The following is a 15,249-nucleotide window of genomic DNA, read 5'->3' as shown; positions in this document are numbered from 1 at the left end:
TGTTTCATAAAAAAAGGCCGAAGAACTTAGTTCTTCGGCCTTTACACAAACTGAACAATTCATAAATATAAATTGCCTACTACTATTGTCTATATCCGTTATTTGTTGGATCTGACTCTAACAATGCAGGGTTATTAATCAATTCCTGTAGAGGAATAGGTAATTTAACATGATAAGGTCTAATATTATCATTTGGAGTCCAGAAACGGAATTCTAAATTTTGAACTACATCTAATAAGATACCCCATCTAATTAAGTCATATCTTCTATGCATTTCTGCAGCTAACTCCCATTTACGTTCATCATAGATAGCCTCTCTAAATTCTTGTTGACTTAAACCAAGTATTGCTTCAGCCTCTGGAACAGTAGCAAACGCACGCTCCCTAACCTTTCTAATATATTCGAACGCCATGTTTGGATTTCCACCTGGACGCTCATTTTCACATTCTGCAGCCATTAAATGAACATCTGCTAAACGGAATACCATTCTGTTATCTGAGTGATTAAAACGTGGTGATCTGTCTAACTCTAAATTCCAAAACTTGGCCATGTATGGGAATACCAAATCGAACCCTAAATAGTTATCAACTATATTTAATTCTCTTCTTAAATCATTTGTTGGGAACTTCTCGGCAAAATCCTTAGACGCCACCTGAAGTCCAGTTCCGTTAAAGGCTTCACCGCGAGCAGCCAATGCATCTCCTAAAGCACCTCTCTCAGCAGTGTTTAATGGCTCATCTCTTAAACGCGGATTAAACATACTAGGACGCCAGTTATTATTACCTGCAAAGGATCTTCCTGGGAATGCAGGGTCAAATTGACTATTAATGTCTCTAGCAAAATCCAAAGACCAAATAATCTCTGCATTATACTCGTTAAATTGATCAAATACTTCATTATAAGAATCTAACAAACTATGAGGTGATTGATTGATAATTTCCAAACATTTATCTAAGCCCATTTGCCATTGTTGCTGCTTCATATAAATTTTTGCCATTACTATAGCTGCAGCCCATTTTGATGCTCTACCACTTTGATCTCCTGTATAAGCATCCTGTAAATTGTCTTGTGCAAATTGTAAATCCGCTAAAACACCGTCAATGATAGTTGCCTCTGGTGCTCTTCCTAATGAACTAATTTCTTCTAGGGTAAGAGCTTCAGTATAATATGGTGCATCACCCCAAAGATTGGTAATATGCCAGTAGCATAAGCCTCTTATAAATCTAGTATCAGCAAGAATATCAGTTCTTACCTCTTCAGTACCAATAGCCTCATTTCCAGTTACCCTGTCAATGATTACATTGGCATTCAAGATTATTCTATAAAGGTCTTTCCATGTATCTGAAACACTCATTTTTTGAACGGACACATCTGCAATCGCTTCATTAAGTGTATAATTTCCAATTGGCTGCACAAAATTTGCCGCACGGTTTGGTTCTATGATATCACAACCGTTATCATAAAAATGATCCAGTCCTACCTGACCATACAATGAGTTATTCTTCAATATGGCATACATACCTTGAACCGCTTGTCTTGCATCATTTTCTGAAGCAAAGAACGATTCAGGCGATATAAGCGCCTTTGGATCTTCCTCTAAAAAACTCTCACATCCAAAACATGTGAAAATTGCAAAGATGTATAAAATTATATTTTTTGTTTTCATATTATTTTTTTTTAAAAAGTTACGTTAAGACCAAGTGTTATAACTCTTGGGTTAGGGTACTGAGCACTAAGGTACCCTTGCGCTATATTACTACGACCAAAGTTACTTGCTTCTGGATCAATTAACCTTGTCTTAGAAGACAACCATAAATTAGTTCCTGTTAAATATACGGTAGCATTTTTAACACCATTTAATCCCATTTTATCCACAGGAAAATTATAGGCTAATCTTACGTTTTTAAGGCGAATATGCGACCCATCTTCAACATACTCTGAGTTTGGTAATGTATTTGTTACCGAATCTGCACCTGCTCTAGGAATATCAGACGTTGGATTATCTACGGTCCAACGGTTACGTAAATCTCCAAATTTCACAGTTTCACCACGGTTGAAATAGTGATTTCTCATCGATAAATTATATACTTCATTACCCTGCGTTCCTTGTAAGTAGAATGAAAAGTCCCAATTCTTGTAAGATAAATTATTTTCTATACCAAATATTAAATCAGGAAATGGACTACCTAAAACTACGGCATCTTCTAACGAAGCAATACCGTCTCCATTTAAATCTTCAAAATGTGAACCACCTACAACCTGCGGGTCTGTTCTACCAGAAGCATCTATCTCTGCTTGGCTTTTCCATGTTCCTAAGTATCTAACCCCTGTATATGAAGGAACCGATTCTCCTACAATTAAACGCGTGTTACCAGAGCCGATAATTGGATCAACTACGATATCTATAAAATCTACACCTCCAAGATCTAAGATTTCGTTATCATTTGATGATAATGTTACTGTAGAATTCCAATTAAAATCTGAAGTACTTATGTTGGTAGAATTAATTAAAAGTTCCCATCCTGTATTTCTTAACGATCCTATATTTTGTAATTGACTGTTAAAACCTGTTTGTCTAGGAATGGTTACATCCAATAGTAAATCTTCAGTTGTCTTTCTGTAGTAGTTAAACTCTGTAAATACTTTACCTCCAAACAATGATGCTTCTAAGGCAATATCAAAAGAATTTGTTGTTTCCCACTTTAAATTAGGGTTTGAAGGTCTACCTAAAGTTACTCCCGGAACTTCTGCACCATTAAGCGTTGTATTAGCTCCTGTTAATAAACCAAAGGTTCTGTAAGGTCCAATAGCTTGGTTACCTGATCTTCCCCAACTTGCTCTTAATTTTAAATCTTGGAAAATATCCTGATCTTGCATAAATGATTCTTCGGTAATTTTCCATGCACCTGCTATGGACGGATAGAACTCATACTTATTACCTGGTGCAAAACGCGAACTACCATCAGTTCTACCTACTAAAGTCAATAGATATTTATCTTTATATGAATAATTTATTCTTCCGAAAAAAGATGCGATTTGAAATCCAGAGAAGTCACTTGACACTACAGCTCTAGTAGGGTCTGAATTACCTAGATTATTAAACCCGGTAGCATCACTTGTAATACCAAATGCTTCTGCCATTGCTATTTCTGTTGATACTTTCTGAAAAGAAGCACCTGCAAGGGCTGTAACACTATGATCTTCACCAAAATCAGAACTATACTGAATAGTGTTTTCATTGTTCCAACCTGAAGTTGCAGTAGTACGAACACTAGCACTTCCTTGTCCAGTATCGCCTATAGACAATAATGCAGGAGATTGGCTAGAATTAAATCTGTTCTGTTTAGTATTATTAAATTCTGGACTAAATGTTGAACGGATAACCCAATTTGGTGCAGGGCTATATTCTAAGTAAACTGTTGCTAATAAGTTATTAGTAAATGTTTCATTAGTATTTAACTCTCTATTAGCTAATGGATTAGAAAATGGCGACCCCACCACATCATTAAATCCGTTATAAGAACCGTCATCATTATAAACGGGTTGTGTTCTAAGAGTACCAAATGCCGCTCCACTAAAACTAGCCAATGCATTATCCTGCTCCAATCTAGAATAGTTTACTCTAAATCCAGTTTTTAATTTATCACTTAAATTAACATCTAAGTTCGTTCTAAAGATATACTTCTCAAGACCTGAACTTTTTATAATACCTTCTTGGTTAAAGTAATTTAAAGAAGTATAGTAATTAACCTTATCTGTAGCTCCTTGGATAGAGACATCGGCATTATAAATTGGTGCCGGCCCTAACACTAAATCAACCCAATCGTTATCAGGATATTGAGAAGGATCACCTGGGAAAGGTTCTGCTGCAGATCTAAAGTTAGCACTTTCATTTGTGAATTCAATCTGCTCTAACTTATTAAGTCTGTCTGGTAATTCTGGTAAAAATTGTGAACTTGTGTACAAATTTACACTTACCTCAGGTTTCCCTGAACCAGCACCTCTACCACTTTTGGTAGTTACTAGCACGACTCCATTTGCTCCTCTGGAACCATAAATAGCAATAGAGGAGGCATCTTTTAGGATTTCAATAGATTGAACATCATTACTGTTTAAGTTATTTAGGTTAAAATTGGTTCCCACTACAATACCATCAATTACCCAAAGAGGCTCATTACTACCAGTAATGGAATTACCACCACGAACACGGATTACAGTTCCAGCACCAGGAGCACCATTCACCTGCGTAACCTGCACACCAGAAGCCCTACCCTGTAATGCCTGATCTACTCTTGGTACAGGCAATGCAGTTAAATCTTCTGCACTTACAGAAGAAACAGATCCTGTTAAATCAGATTTTCTTTGTGTACCATAACCAATAACAACTACTTCATCTAGTTTGTTGTCAGCTAAAAGTTCAATATTAATTGTTGTTTGGCTACCTACCACTACTTCTTGTGATGAATAACCCACGTAAGAAAAAACAAGTGTACTAGAAGCATCAGCATTAATGGTATAGTTACCATCAAAATCTGTACTTGTACCTGTTGTTGTTCCTTTAATGATCACGGTCGCTCCAGGAAGCGGTTGACCATCTGCGGTCACGGTTCCCTTTACCGTTTGAGCACTTGACATTGCCATACAAAACAAAATCATAACTGCGCCCACAAGAGTTTGCCTAACTCTGGCAACCTCTTTCATTGTAGTTTTTAATTTCATAAATTTTAGTTAATTTTATTAATAGATGTGCAAAATATTTGTTAAAACTTGGTATTGCATCCTGCACTGACCCTTACTATCCTGCACTTACCTGTAATTATTATCATTTGATATAAGCAAAATCTTATTAAACAAATCAATAGTTTTTCCTACAAAACACCCAAATACTCAAGTATATTTAATTAAAAAATCCTTTAAGAAGAATTATTAAATCAATTAATGATATGCCACTATTTACAGGATAGAACAGGTTAGAATTACCTAATGTACTTTTTATTTTTATCTTCTTTTAAACCTATTACATAAATACCATTTTAGCATGAAATCTTTTAAGGCCGTAAATAAAATATACATTATAGTATTAAGCATTTTTATAATTACCCCTGCATTGGCACAAACCAATATTGAAGCTCCAAAAGGCCGAATAGCCATAGTAGCAGATGGGAATTCACCAGACCCTGATGACCTAGGAGGTACCGCTATTAGTATTGCCTTATTGCGTGCTGCTGGTTTAGAGGACAGGTTAGTACATTATTCGCATAGTTGTGATTTGGTAAGGGACGACCGAATTTCTGAACAAGCCGAAAAAGAACGCCACCATTTAATGCAAGTAACATGTGATATGACTGCAAGACGTTGGGGTGGTTTTAATCACTTAACATTTTATGATGCCATTTGGCAAAAAGAAGAAACAATTAATGATTTATGTTGGGCCATTAATGCCTCTACTAAAGATGACCCCTTATGGATTATAGAAGCTGGTGAACCAGATATAATTGGAATGGCTTTAAAAAAGACGCCTAAAGAAAAACACAATTATGTTAAAGTAGTAACACACCATCCTGCCAATGATAATGCTGGCGATTTTTATACTTGGCAACAAATATTAGATTTTGGTATTGAAGAAGTGCGTATTCCAGACCAAAATATAAATTTAAAATTAGACCACGAACAATGGGATTGGGCAAAAAACCATGAAGACCCTCGTATAAGATTGGTTTGGACGATAGGAAACATAGCAGAAATAGATAACATTGTAAACTTTCAAAAAGGTAAATGGGACTGTTCTGATGCCGGTATGGTATTATATTGGATTACTGGGGCTAATGTAAATGATGGATTAAAAGCTGGAAGTTTAGATGTTGTAAAAAATCTTTTGGAAGATTATATTACAAATAATCCGGAATCAAAAAAAGAGTAAAGAGTATAAAAAGAATTTGAAAATTTATATAGTGAACCGTTTACCAACTTTGCTTAATCTGGTAAACGGTTCATTCTCATTAGGGCCCTACCTCTAAATTATCAAACATGTTGCCATTGTAAGAACTGGCCAAAATAACATATCCTGTACCAAGTTTATTGGTTTGTTTAGACATAGCCGTTCCATCAATAAAGGCTTCCACACAATTACCCCTAAATTTTAGTTTTATCTCATGCCAAATAGCACTATAAAAGTCATTTAGTTGGCCTTTTGCCAGAGTCTTTTTACCATAAACAATTTCCCACTTTCCATTTTTTTCCAACCTTAAACGAAACGATATTCTTTTAAAAATGCGCCTTGTACCCGACCACCAAACTCCACATGGCCAGCTGCAATATACACATCGGCTTTACAGGTGTAATCTCATTTGGTTAAAATCACCTGTTAGCGTATTGGCTTTATAATGAATTAGGATATACGATCTGAAAGAATATTTTATCTATTATTTAGACTATTAATAAATAATTGTTTGTATAGCGTGTTTAGGGATTTCAAGTATCACTTCGCTTTTTCCAACAATTAATTTATATGTTATAGCAACGTCCGTTCTGTTTAAAACTACGGTCACTATTTCTCCATCTACATTTCTAAACGAGGTGCTTTCTAGGGTACTTCTGCTTGTTGTAGTACTAATTCTATGGGCACCTTGTTCTATAAATCTTGAAAAATGCCCGATATAATAATAAGAAGGGGTAAAAATCAGTTCATTTGTTCTGGTATCTGCATGGACTGGCGCAAAACAAAGATTGTTAACATGATTAGGGCCACCTGTTTCATCTAATAGTATATTCCAGTCAGTCCAGCCTACAGTTCCGTTATTAAAATCATTAATCATAGAACTTCCGTAGCGTTCTGCATTAGACCAACGGTAATAATGGTTACTATCAAACTTTTCCTGACAGCCTTCGGTAAATAAAATTTTCTTTTCGGGAAATGATTCATTTATATTACTTAGGTTATCATATTTAGGTTCTCCCCCTGTCCAAGTTTCATACCAATGCAATCCAATACCCCAAGCATATTTAGCCGCCTCGGGATCTTCAAAAATAGTATTTGCACGATGTGAGATTAAATCTCTATTATGGTCCCAAACCACAATTTTCTTATCGTTAAACCCTGCTTTATCAAATGTTGGACCTAAATAATTCTTTAAAAAATCACGTTCTTCTTCCGCTGTGTAGATACATGATTCCCAACGTTGCTTAGCCATAGGTTCATTCTGTATTGTAACGCCCCAAACTGGAATACTTTCCTTTTCATAGGCTTGAATAAATTTCACATAATAGTCTGCCCACGTTTGATAATATTCTGGTAATAGCTTACCTCCTTGTAGCATATTTCTATTACTCTTCATGAATGCCGGCGGACTCCAAGGGCTGGCATAAAAAACCAAATCGTTATCACCAATTAAATTCATGGCTTTTTTGATCATTGGGATCCTGAATTCTTTATCATGATCTATCGAAAACGTTTTCAACTCTTTGTCTCCTTCTTCTATATAGGTAAAACTATATGGACTAAAATCACAGCTATGAATGCTGGTTCTAATTATGTTATAATTATTGCCAGCTACACTAAAATAAGCATCAATCAATTCTTCTTGTTTGTCTTTACTTAATTTAGCAAATACTTCTGCTGCGGCATCTGTAATAGCACCTCCTATGCCCAGAAATTCCTGAAAAGACTTTTCAGGATTTACGAATACAGCAATTTCTGTTTCTAAAGGTTGAGTAGTATTTTGAAAAGTACCCGCCCCTGTTTCTGTCAACTTCAAATCTGTACCCTCTGCCGTAGTATACAATTTTAGCTTTTGGTTTAAATAAGTCTTTTGTTTATTATCTGTTTGATGAACTAAATGTTCTTCCTTATGCCTTTGGCATGATAGAATTGTAATCATTAGTATAATTACTACTATAAGTCTTTTTATCATTTCACTTAATTTATTGATGAATTAATCCCAAACATAAGTCGCTACTGCACCTGCACTAAGTGATGCCGTAATTGGTTCATTGGTTCCTAGAATATTGAAAGACCTATCTGTGGAGGAGTTGTTCAATACAATCACTATTATTTTACCTGCTGGTGTTTTAAATGCAACATTTGGTAAATCTGTTGAATAATTTGTACTTATTCTTACAGAACCAGGTCTTACAAATTTGGCAGCATGAGCAATTATGTAATATCCCTCATTTCTTTTTACTGCGTTCCCGTCAATGGTTAAACCACCTAAACATTCTGTGCACCCGCCAGGTGTATGAGGTTTTAGCTGAGAATTTGACACTAGGTTCCATTCTAAAACACTTTTGCACCAATTTCTTGAAGCTCCAATTATGAGTTCCCTTACATGCCATTTTAAATTATCTTCAAACTCTGAATTAACACCTACCCACTGTTCTGTGAAATAGAGATTCTTATCCGGGTATGCATTATGAACTGAACTTAAATTATCGATAGATCCTCCATAAAGATGAAAAGCAGAACCATCAATGTATTGATTAGCTTCGGTGTCATTAAATATACTTATAGGGTAATTAGTATTATCTGCATTATGATCCCAAACAATGATTTTGGTTTGAATATTTTCAGCAACAAAAACAGGTCCTAAATGATTTTTTACAAAATTGGCCATTTCATTCGCCTCCATTCGCATACTCGGATTATTACTATCATGATGAGGTTCATTTTGCACAGTGATAGCATCAATAGGAATACCTTCTGCCTCATATGCTTTGATATATTTTACAAAATAATTAGCATAAACTGAATAATACTCAGGCATTAAACTACCTCCAATAGTACTATTACTGGTTTTCATCCATGATGGCGCTGACCAAGGGGAGCTCAAAATTTTTATGTTTGGGTTTATTGCTAAAATTTCTTTTAAAATCGGAATAAGGTGCTCCTGATCTTTAGCAATAGAAAAATGATTTAAATTCAGATCTTCGGTTTGTCCAATTGGAAGATCATCATACGAAAATGGCTCTATGTCTAAATCGGAAGCCCCTACACTGATTCTTAAATAACTAATCCCTGCTCTTTTGGTATCAAAAAGTTCATTGAGAAGTTCTGCCCTCTGACTAGTGCCCATGTTATTAATATGTAACGCGCTACCACCAGTTAAAGCAAAACCAAAACCATCCATTTCCTGATAAGTAATATTGGAATTGACCTGAATAGAAAAATTTATATTACTAGAATATTTTAGAAGGCTATTTTCATGTAGCTGAAATAATTCTGATTGATCTGCTTTGGTTAAATAATAATCTACATTACTATAATTATTCTCAACAGGAGGTTTTGTCTCAACAGGATCTCCAATACCACTATCAGTTGACGAACAGTTTATAATTAAGCTGGACAAAAACAATATTTGAAAGTATATCTTCATTATGTTTCATTAAATATTTTTATTATGAAGCCTTTGATTAATGCCCATACTCAGTTGAACATGGGCATAATCAAAACTAAAACTAAACAACAACTAAAAACATTAGTTTAACGCTCTCATTTCCACATTGTCAATTGATACGCCATCCTTTAAGTCTTCACCTCCACACTTAATTACCAAATAAATGGTTTCCGTAGCTTCCGCAATATAAATTCCTTGTTCTCCATTAAAATCGCATCCTACAATCGATAATTTCCCACTAAATGGTTCATTAGCACATCCTCCCCAAGTACTGAACTTAGCTATGGCCCCACCGTCAGAGTAATCAGAACCATCAACAGGTTGTGTCGATGAAGCAAAAACTTCAAACCAAGTATTTTGAACACCTGAAGTGGAGCTTACTAACATATCAACTTTATAAGTTAATCCTTCAATAACATCAACAGTTTGATAAAGTCCTTTTTGATTCCATCCACCTCCTGTTACTGTTGCTTTTCCATCAGCCAAAGTCCACTCTGTTCCAGAAGCGCTTATATTTAAGACAGTCCATTCTGCTATGTCGTCATCTGTATCAAATCTTCCGCCTTTAACAATGTTTCCAGCTATAGGGTCTGATATCTCTACATTTAAAGTCTTAGTAACAATATTTGCTGCTCCACCAATACCAGTAACAGTGTGCTTAACGTTATAAATTCCTGCATCTGGAATAAAAACTTCTTCAGTATCTCCAACACTAATTCCATCACCACCTGTCACATCCCAAGATGAAGTTATATACTGATCATTATCAGCTGTAAACAAGTAGGTGTTATTATTGTTATCGGTAACTTGAGTAATTGTAAAACTAGCGTCCAAATCTGATGCTACGAGTCCGTTACCCTCTCCTAGTTTATCAGGTTGACAAGACATTATAGCTGCCAATATTACCACTGATAAGAACTTAGTAATACTTTTTAATTTTATACTTAAATTCATAATGTTTTGTTTTAAGAATTAATAATTTGGGTTTTGAACTAATGCAGTATTTTCCAATTCTGGTAATGGAATTGGTAATATTTCATTTTTACCCGCAACAAAACCTCTATCTGCTAAAACTGTTGCTGCTCTTCCAGTTCTTACCAAATCATACCATCTATGGCCTTCTCCTGCCAGTTCCATTCGTCTCTCATTATATATTGCTTCCATTGTCACTGGTATAGAAGACAGCCCAACTCTAGCTCTTACGGCATCCAATAAAGCTTGAGCTCTTGCTCCGGTTCCTCCTAAGGCCTCGGCCTCCATTAAATATGTGTCTGCCAAACGTATCATGTATGTGTGTTGCTTATAATTTAGAGCATCTGCACCACCCCCCGTTGAAGTATCTGATTTTAAAGGCATGAATTTTTTAAGATAATAGCCAGTGTTTTGGTAACTGTGCTCATATTCAACCTGCCCAGCATCGGACCAGGCTTGAATGTCTTCAATGGTAGAGTCAAATCTAGGGTCTCCAGACATAGTATCATATAAATCTTGAGTTATAATACTAAATCCCCAACCTGAAACATAATCTGGAGCAGAGGAACCAGAAGTTCTTGTGAATCCTCTTGGACAAACCATAATATTAAGGCTATTACCTTCATCTGCTCCTGAACCCCAAAAGCCCCAATCTGCATTACTCTTATTTGTATGAGCTATTTCTATAATTGATTCCGTATTATAAGTGTTACTGATAACCCACAAGTCTGCAAAATTATCAAGTAATTTATATCCAAATGAACTCGTTGAACCCGGTGTTCCGTTAACCTCGGCTAGCTGCGTTGCAGCTTCCGTATTTTTTCCTTGGTATAGATATACCTTACCAAGAATGGCCTTACCAGCCCCTCTCGTTAATCGACCAGCTTCGTTAGCAAGATCTAAGGTCATAGGTAAATCTGGAATGGCCTCCAATAAATCGGCCTCAATCTGTGCGTAAACATCATTTGGGTTAGCCTGAACTACTGTATAGAATTCATCAGAAGTTAAAGGTGTAGTAATAAGTGGAATATTCCCAAACAACCTAACTAGTTCAAAATAATAAATAGCCCTTAAAGCCTTAGTTTCTGCCGCAAATCTATTTTTTAGAGATTCTTCCATATCAACGTCCGGTAATTTTAACAACAAGGTGTTTGCTCTAAAAATCCCTTGATAAAAATCGGTCCAATAACTTGTTGCGATAGTTGATGGGTCTATGGTATAATTAGAAAAGCCTTGTAATTGAGACCCATCCGTAGAGCTTCCTCCTCCTGTATAATGGTCATCTGAACCAGAATTTAAAAGGGCAATCATATTTTCAAAACCTTTAGACTGTTTCCCGATTATATCGTATACAGCAACTAATCCAGAATAAGCTTCAGCTTCATTCTTATAATAATTTTCCTCTAAAGATGTTCCTTTTGGCTCTACTTCTAAATAAGATTCGCTACATGATATTAAGAACATTAGCATTAGAACACCAATTCTTAATTTATTCAATTTTATTAGTTTCATATCTATCTTTTTTTAATTAAAACTGCAGATTAACACCTATTTGATTTGTCCTTGCCTGAGGGTAATAGCCGCGGTCAATGCCAAATACACCACCACCAATCTCTGGGTCATAACCACTATACTTAGTAAAAGTGACTAGGTTCTCAGCAGTGTAGTAAATTCGAAGTCTTTCAATGCCGTATTTTTTTAGGGCATCTGAAGGTATTGTATATCCAACTTGAAGGGTCTTTAATCTGAAATAATCGCCGTCCTCTAAATAAAAATCTGAAGGGTTTGAAAAGTTGTTATTTGTATCATTGGTAGTTAACCTTGGATAGGTGTTAGATGTTCCTTCTCCAACCCATCTTCCTAAGGCAGCTGTTTGAAAATTAGCATTCTCTATATCCAACCTTCTTAAACCTTGAAAAATTTTGTTTCCAGTTGCTCCTTGACCAAAAACCATTAGGTCGAAATTCTTGTAATCTAAATTAAGCGTAAAACCAAAGGATAACTTTGGAATAGAACTACCAAGAAAATCTCTATCATCAGAATCGATATTACCATCACCATCTAAATCTACCCACTTAAAATCTCCGGGTTTAGCGTTAGGTTGAATTACGGTTCCTTCTGAATTGGTATAAGCATTAATCTCTTCTTGACTTTGGAAAATGCCATTAGTTTTAAAACCAAAAAATGAATTTATAGGTTGCCCAACTTGCGTTCTAGTAATTGGATACGTGCTAGATTGGATGCTTTCACCTCCGGATAAAAAATCCACACCATTACCTAAAAAGGTAACTTCATTCTCTAAGTAAGAAATATTTCCATTTAACGAAAAGTTAAGTTCATTGAATTGTTTAGAATATCCCAATTCTAAATCTATACCTGTATTTTCCATATCGGCAACATTGCCAGTTGGACTGCCTATGGCTCCAACATATCCTGGAATAGTGACCGGTTGTAAAATACCCGACGTTTTTTTCTTATACCAATCAAAGGCAACAGAGATATCTTTAAACAATCTAGCGTCAAACCCAATATTTAGCTGACTCGTCTCTTCCCATTTTAAATCTGGATTTGATGGTGCATTTGGACTATTACCAATCGTTACGGAACCAGACGTACCGATAGTATAGTTTCTTCCGTCACCAATAGTAGATAAATACTGGAAATCACCAATATTGTCATTTCCTGTAATACCGTAACCCCCTCTAATTTTAAGCTGCGTTATGACGTCGTTCTCATTCCAAAATGACTCCTTTGAAGGCACCCAACCTGCAGAAAAAGAAGGGAAAAACCCATATTTGTTATTACTACCAAAACGAGAAGAACCGTCTCTCCTAATAATTGCGGTAAGTAAATATTTCTCATCAAAGTCATAAGTTAACCTAGAGAACAATGAAGTTACCTTATGTTCTGTTCCTGCCCAAGCACCAGCATCTATTTGATCCTTAGGAACGCTAAAATTAAAGGAAGCATCCTTATAATTATCCACAGGAATATTGAAATAGGTTACATAATCTCCTGTTGTAATATTATCTACATAAACGCCTTGCCCAATAAGTATGCTGAAATTATGATTCTTTATTTCCTTGGAATATGAGATGATGTTTTCTAAATTCCATCCAAAACCTTTATTAGTTCCTCTGGAAATATTATTCTGAGTGGTAATTGTAGCTGCATTTAGGTAAGATACCGGTGAAAAACTTTCATAGCCCCAATAAGCCAATTTACCACCCAATGTACTTCTCAATTTTAGCCCTTCAATTGGCTGTAACTCAACATAGGCATTTCCAACAAAATTGTCCGACCAACCATAATTGCCCAAGCGGGTATTTTGATAAGCCAAAGGATTGGCCATTTCTTGTGCAACTAATGCCGAAACTCCAAAAGGGTTTCCATTTACATTTCTTTGAATCCCGTTGTTGGTATAAGGAGCCTGACCTAGCAATACAGGGTCTGTTTCCACTATAGGAGTTAAAGGATCTAAATTAATTGCAGAAGATAACGGCCCTCCAAATTCACTGTTAGTATTGCCCAATCCAACATTTTTCTCATTTGAGTAACCTACAGATTGACCAAAAGTGATTTTATCTGAAATCTTATGTGTTGAATTTAATCTGATATTCTTCCTAGTATAGCTGGATATGTCACTCATTACAATACCTTCTTGATCCGTGTAACCAAAAGAAGCATAGAACTTGGATACATCATTTCCCCCGCTAACACTCAACTCATGGGTTGTACGTTGTGCACTATCATTAAAAATTACAGATTGCCAATCCGTTCCTCCGCCAACAGATTGTGGATTAGGAATTAATATATTTCCTCCGCCATTTACAGATTTCTCATTTAATAATGTTGCGTATTGGGTAGCATTCAGTAGATCTAATTTTCTAGCCGCCGAAGACACCCCTGTGTAACCATTATAATTTACACTTAATTTACCAGACTTTCCTTTTTTCGTTGTTATAAGTATAACTCCAGTAGCCGCGCGAGCACCATAAATGGCTTGGGAAGCGGCATCTTTCAGCACTTCAACTGAAGCAATATCTGATTGATTTAAAAACCCAATACCCCCGGAATCAACAACAACCCCATCTACCACCCATAATGGCTCATTATTTCCCAATGTAGTTATCCCTCTAACACGTACTGTTGATGAAGAACCAGGTTGTCCCGAATTGGCTGCTATAGTAATACCGGACACCCTTCCCTGCAACGTCTGTTCAACACGAGTTATTGGTAAGTCTTCAAGTTCACTTTGCTTGACACCAGAAATAGCCCCAGTAACAACGCTTTTTTTCTGAGTACCATACCCCACAACTACAACTTCATCAAGCTGTGCTAAGTCTTCAATTAATACTACAGTTAATCTTGAATCATGGCTGATAGCAACCTCTTGAGTTACATAACCCACATAACTAAATGTTAGTGCGGTCCCCACATTAAGGTTGTTCATTGTAAAATTCCCATCAAAGTTGGTTACGGCACCATTATTAGTTCCCTTCTCTAGGACATTAACACCGGGCAAAGGCATTCCCGATTCATCTTGTACAATTCCACTTATTGATAATTCCTGAGAGAGTGCACACCAAGAAATAGAAACAAATAGAATAACGAACAATTTAAAGTTCAAATAGTCTTTTTTCATATTTAGTAATTTTAGTTGGTTTTTGATTTGGAAAACAATAGAGTTTTTAAATCAAAAAATTAATGGAACAAATGAACACAAGAAGTAATCGAAGTACAACCTAAAGTAGCTAAGAAGTAGGTTGTTCACACACAAAAATAATCACAAAACACTTATAAACAACCACTTAACCTAAAAATAGTTTTTCAAAAAAGTAGATGTTTTATACAATACACATAGAAGTGTGTGGGTTAATATAGACCC

General features: G+C 35.7%; 9 protein-coding genes. 1 reads left to right on the top strand and 8 read right to left on the bottom strand.

Translation table 11 applies throughout. From position 1 onward, the window contains the following. Positions 1-82 precede the first annotated feature (82 nt). Positions 83-1,666, bottom strand: coding sequence for a RagB/SusD family nutrient uptake outer membrane protein (locus FUA22_RS06580; RefSeq protein WP_147767101.1), 1,584 nt, complete (start codon positions 1,664-1,666; stop codon positions 83-85). Between the two features lie 11 nt (positions 1,667-1,677). Continuing rightward, positions 1,678-4,719 carry a SusC/RagA family TonB-linked outer membrane protein gene (locus FUA22_RS06575; protein WP_241664769.1) on the bottom strand — a complete coding sequence of 1,014 codons (3,042 nt, stop codon included), beginning with the start codon at positions 4,717-4,719 and terminating at the stop codon, positions 1,678-1,680. A 319-nt stretch (positions 4,720-5,038) separates the two neighbouring features. Between FUA22_RS06575 and FUA22_RS06570 the strand changes: the two genes are divergently transcribed. Then, positions 5,039-5,920, top strand: coding sequence for a hypothetical protein (locus FUA22_RS06570; protein WP_147767100.1), 882 nt, complete (start codon positions 5,039-5,041; stop codon positions 5,918-5,920). 79 nt (positions 5,921-5,999) lie between these two features. Here FUA22_RS06570 and FUA22_RS06565 read toward each other — a convergent pair whose 3' ends face one another. The 6 genes from FUA22_RS06565 to FUA22_RS06540 all read right to left on the bottom strand — a co-directional run bounded on the left by FUA22_RS06565 (position 6,000) and on the right by FUA22_RS06540 (position 15,006). Beyond that, on the bottom strand, positions 6,000-6,242 hold the full coding sequence (locus tag FUA22_RS06565) for a hypothetical protein (RefSeq protein WP_147767099.1): 243 nt from the start codon (positions 6,240-6,242) through the stop codon (positions 6,000-6,002). A 192-nt stretch (positions 6,243-6,434) separates the two neighbouring features. Continuing rightward, on the bottom strand, positions 6,435-7,910 hold the full coding sequence (locus tag FUA22_RS06560) for a glycoside hydrolase family 30 protein (RefSeq protein WP_147767098.1): 1,476 nt from the start codon (positions 7,908-7,910) through the stop codon (positions 6,435-6,437). A 21-nt stretch (positions 7,911-7,931) separates the two neighbouring features. Further along, positions 7,932-9,368: a glycoside hydrolase family 30 protein gene (locus tag FUA22_RS06555; RefSeq protein ID WP_147767097.1), complete on the bottom strand. Its 1,437-nt coding sequence runs from the start codon at positions 9,366-9,368 to the stop codon at positions 7,932-7,934. Between the two features lie 102 nt (positions 9,369-9,470). Next, positions 9,471-10,343, bottom strand: a complete 873-nt coding sequence (locus FUA22_RS06550; RefSeq protein ID WP_147767096.1) for a hypothetical protein — start codon at positions 10,341-10,343, stop codon at positions 9,471-9,473. 18 nt (positions 10,344-10,361) lie between these two features. Beyond that, positions 10,362-11,873, bottom strand: a complete 1,512-nt coding sequence (locus tag FUA22_RS06545) for a RagB/SusD family nutrient uptake outer membrane protein (RefSeq protein WP_147767095.1) — start codon at positions 11,871-11,873, stop codon at positions 10,362-10,364. Positions 11,874-11,889: 16 nt separating this feature from the next. Continuing rightward, positions 11,890-15,006: a SusC/RagA family TonB-linked outer membrane protein gene (locus FUA22_RS06540; protein ID WP_147767094.1), complete on the bottom strand. Its 3,117-nt coding sequence runs from the start codon at positions 15,004-15,006 to the stop codon at positions 11,890-11,892. Positions 15,007-15,249: the final 243 nt, after the last annotated feature.

The organism is Seonamhaeicola maritimus, from assembly GCF_008056315.1.
GTDB lineage: Bacteria > Bacteroidota > Bacteroidia > Flavobacteriales > Flavobacteriaceae > Seonamhaeicola > Seonamhaeicola maritimus.
The sequence above is the reverse complement of the archived record's forward strand: the minus strand, read 5'-3'. Positions and strand labels throughout refer to the sequence as shown.

Bases quoted from the DNA above. Each gene is read 5' to 3' on its own strand.
- FUA22_RS06580 (WP_147767101.1), bottom strand. From the start codon at position 1,666: ATGAAAACAAAAAATATAATTTTATACATCTTTGCAATTTTCACATGT.
- FUA22_RS06575 (WP_241664769.1), bottom strand. From the start codon at position 4,719: ATGAAATTAAAAACTACAATGAAAGAGGTTGCCAGAGTTAGGCAAACT.
- FUA22_RS06570 (WP_147767100.1), top strand. From the start codon at position 5,039: ATGAAATCTTTTAAGGCCGTAAATAAAATATACATTATAGTATTAAGC.
- FUA22_RS06560 (WP_147767098.1), bottom strand. From the start codon at position 7,910: ATGATAAAAAGACTTATAGTAGTAATTATACTAATGATTACAATTCTA.
- FUA22_RS06555 (WP_147767097.1), bottom strand. From the start codon at position 9,368: ATGAAGATATACTTTCAAATATTGTTTTTGTCCAGCTTAATTATAAAC.
- FUA22_RS06550 (WP_147767096.1), bottom strand. From the start codon at position 10,343: ATGAATTTAAGTATAAAATTAAAAAGTATTACTAAGTTCTTATCAGTG.
- FUA22_RS06545 (WP_147767095.1), bottom strand. From the start codon at position 11,873: ATGAAACTAATAAAATTGAATAAATTAAGAATTGGTGTTCTAATGCTA.
- FUA22_RS06540 (WP_147767094.1), bottom strand. From the start codon at position 15,006: ATGAAAAAAGACTATTTGAACTTTAAATTGTTCGTTATTCTATTTGTT.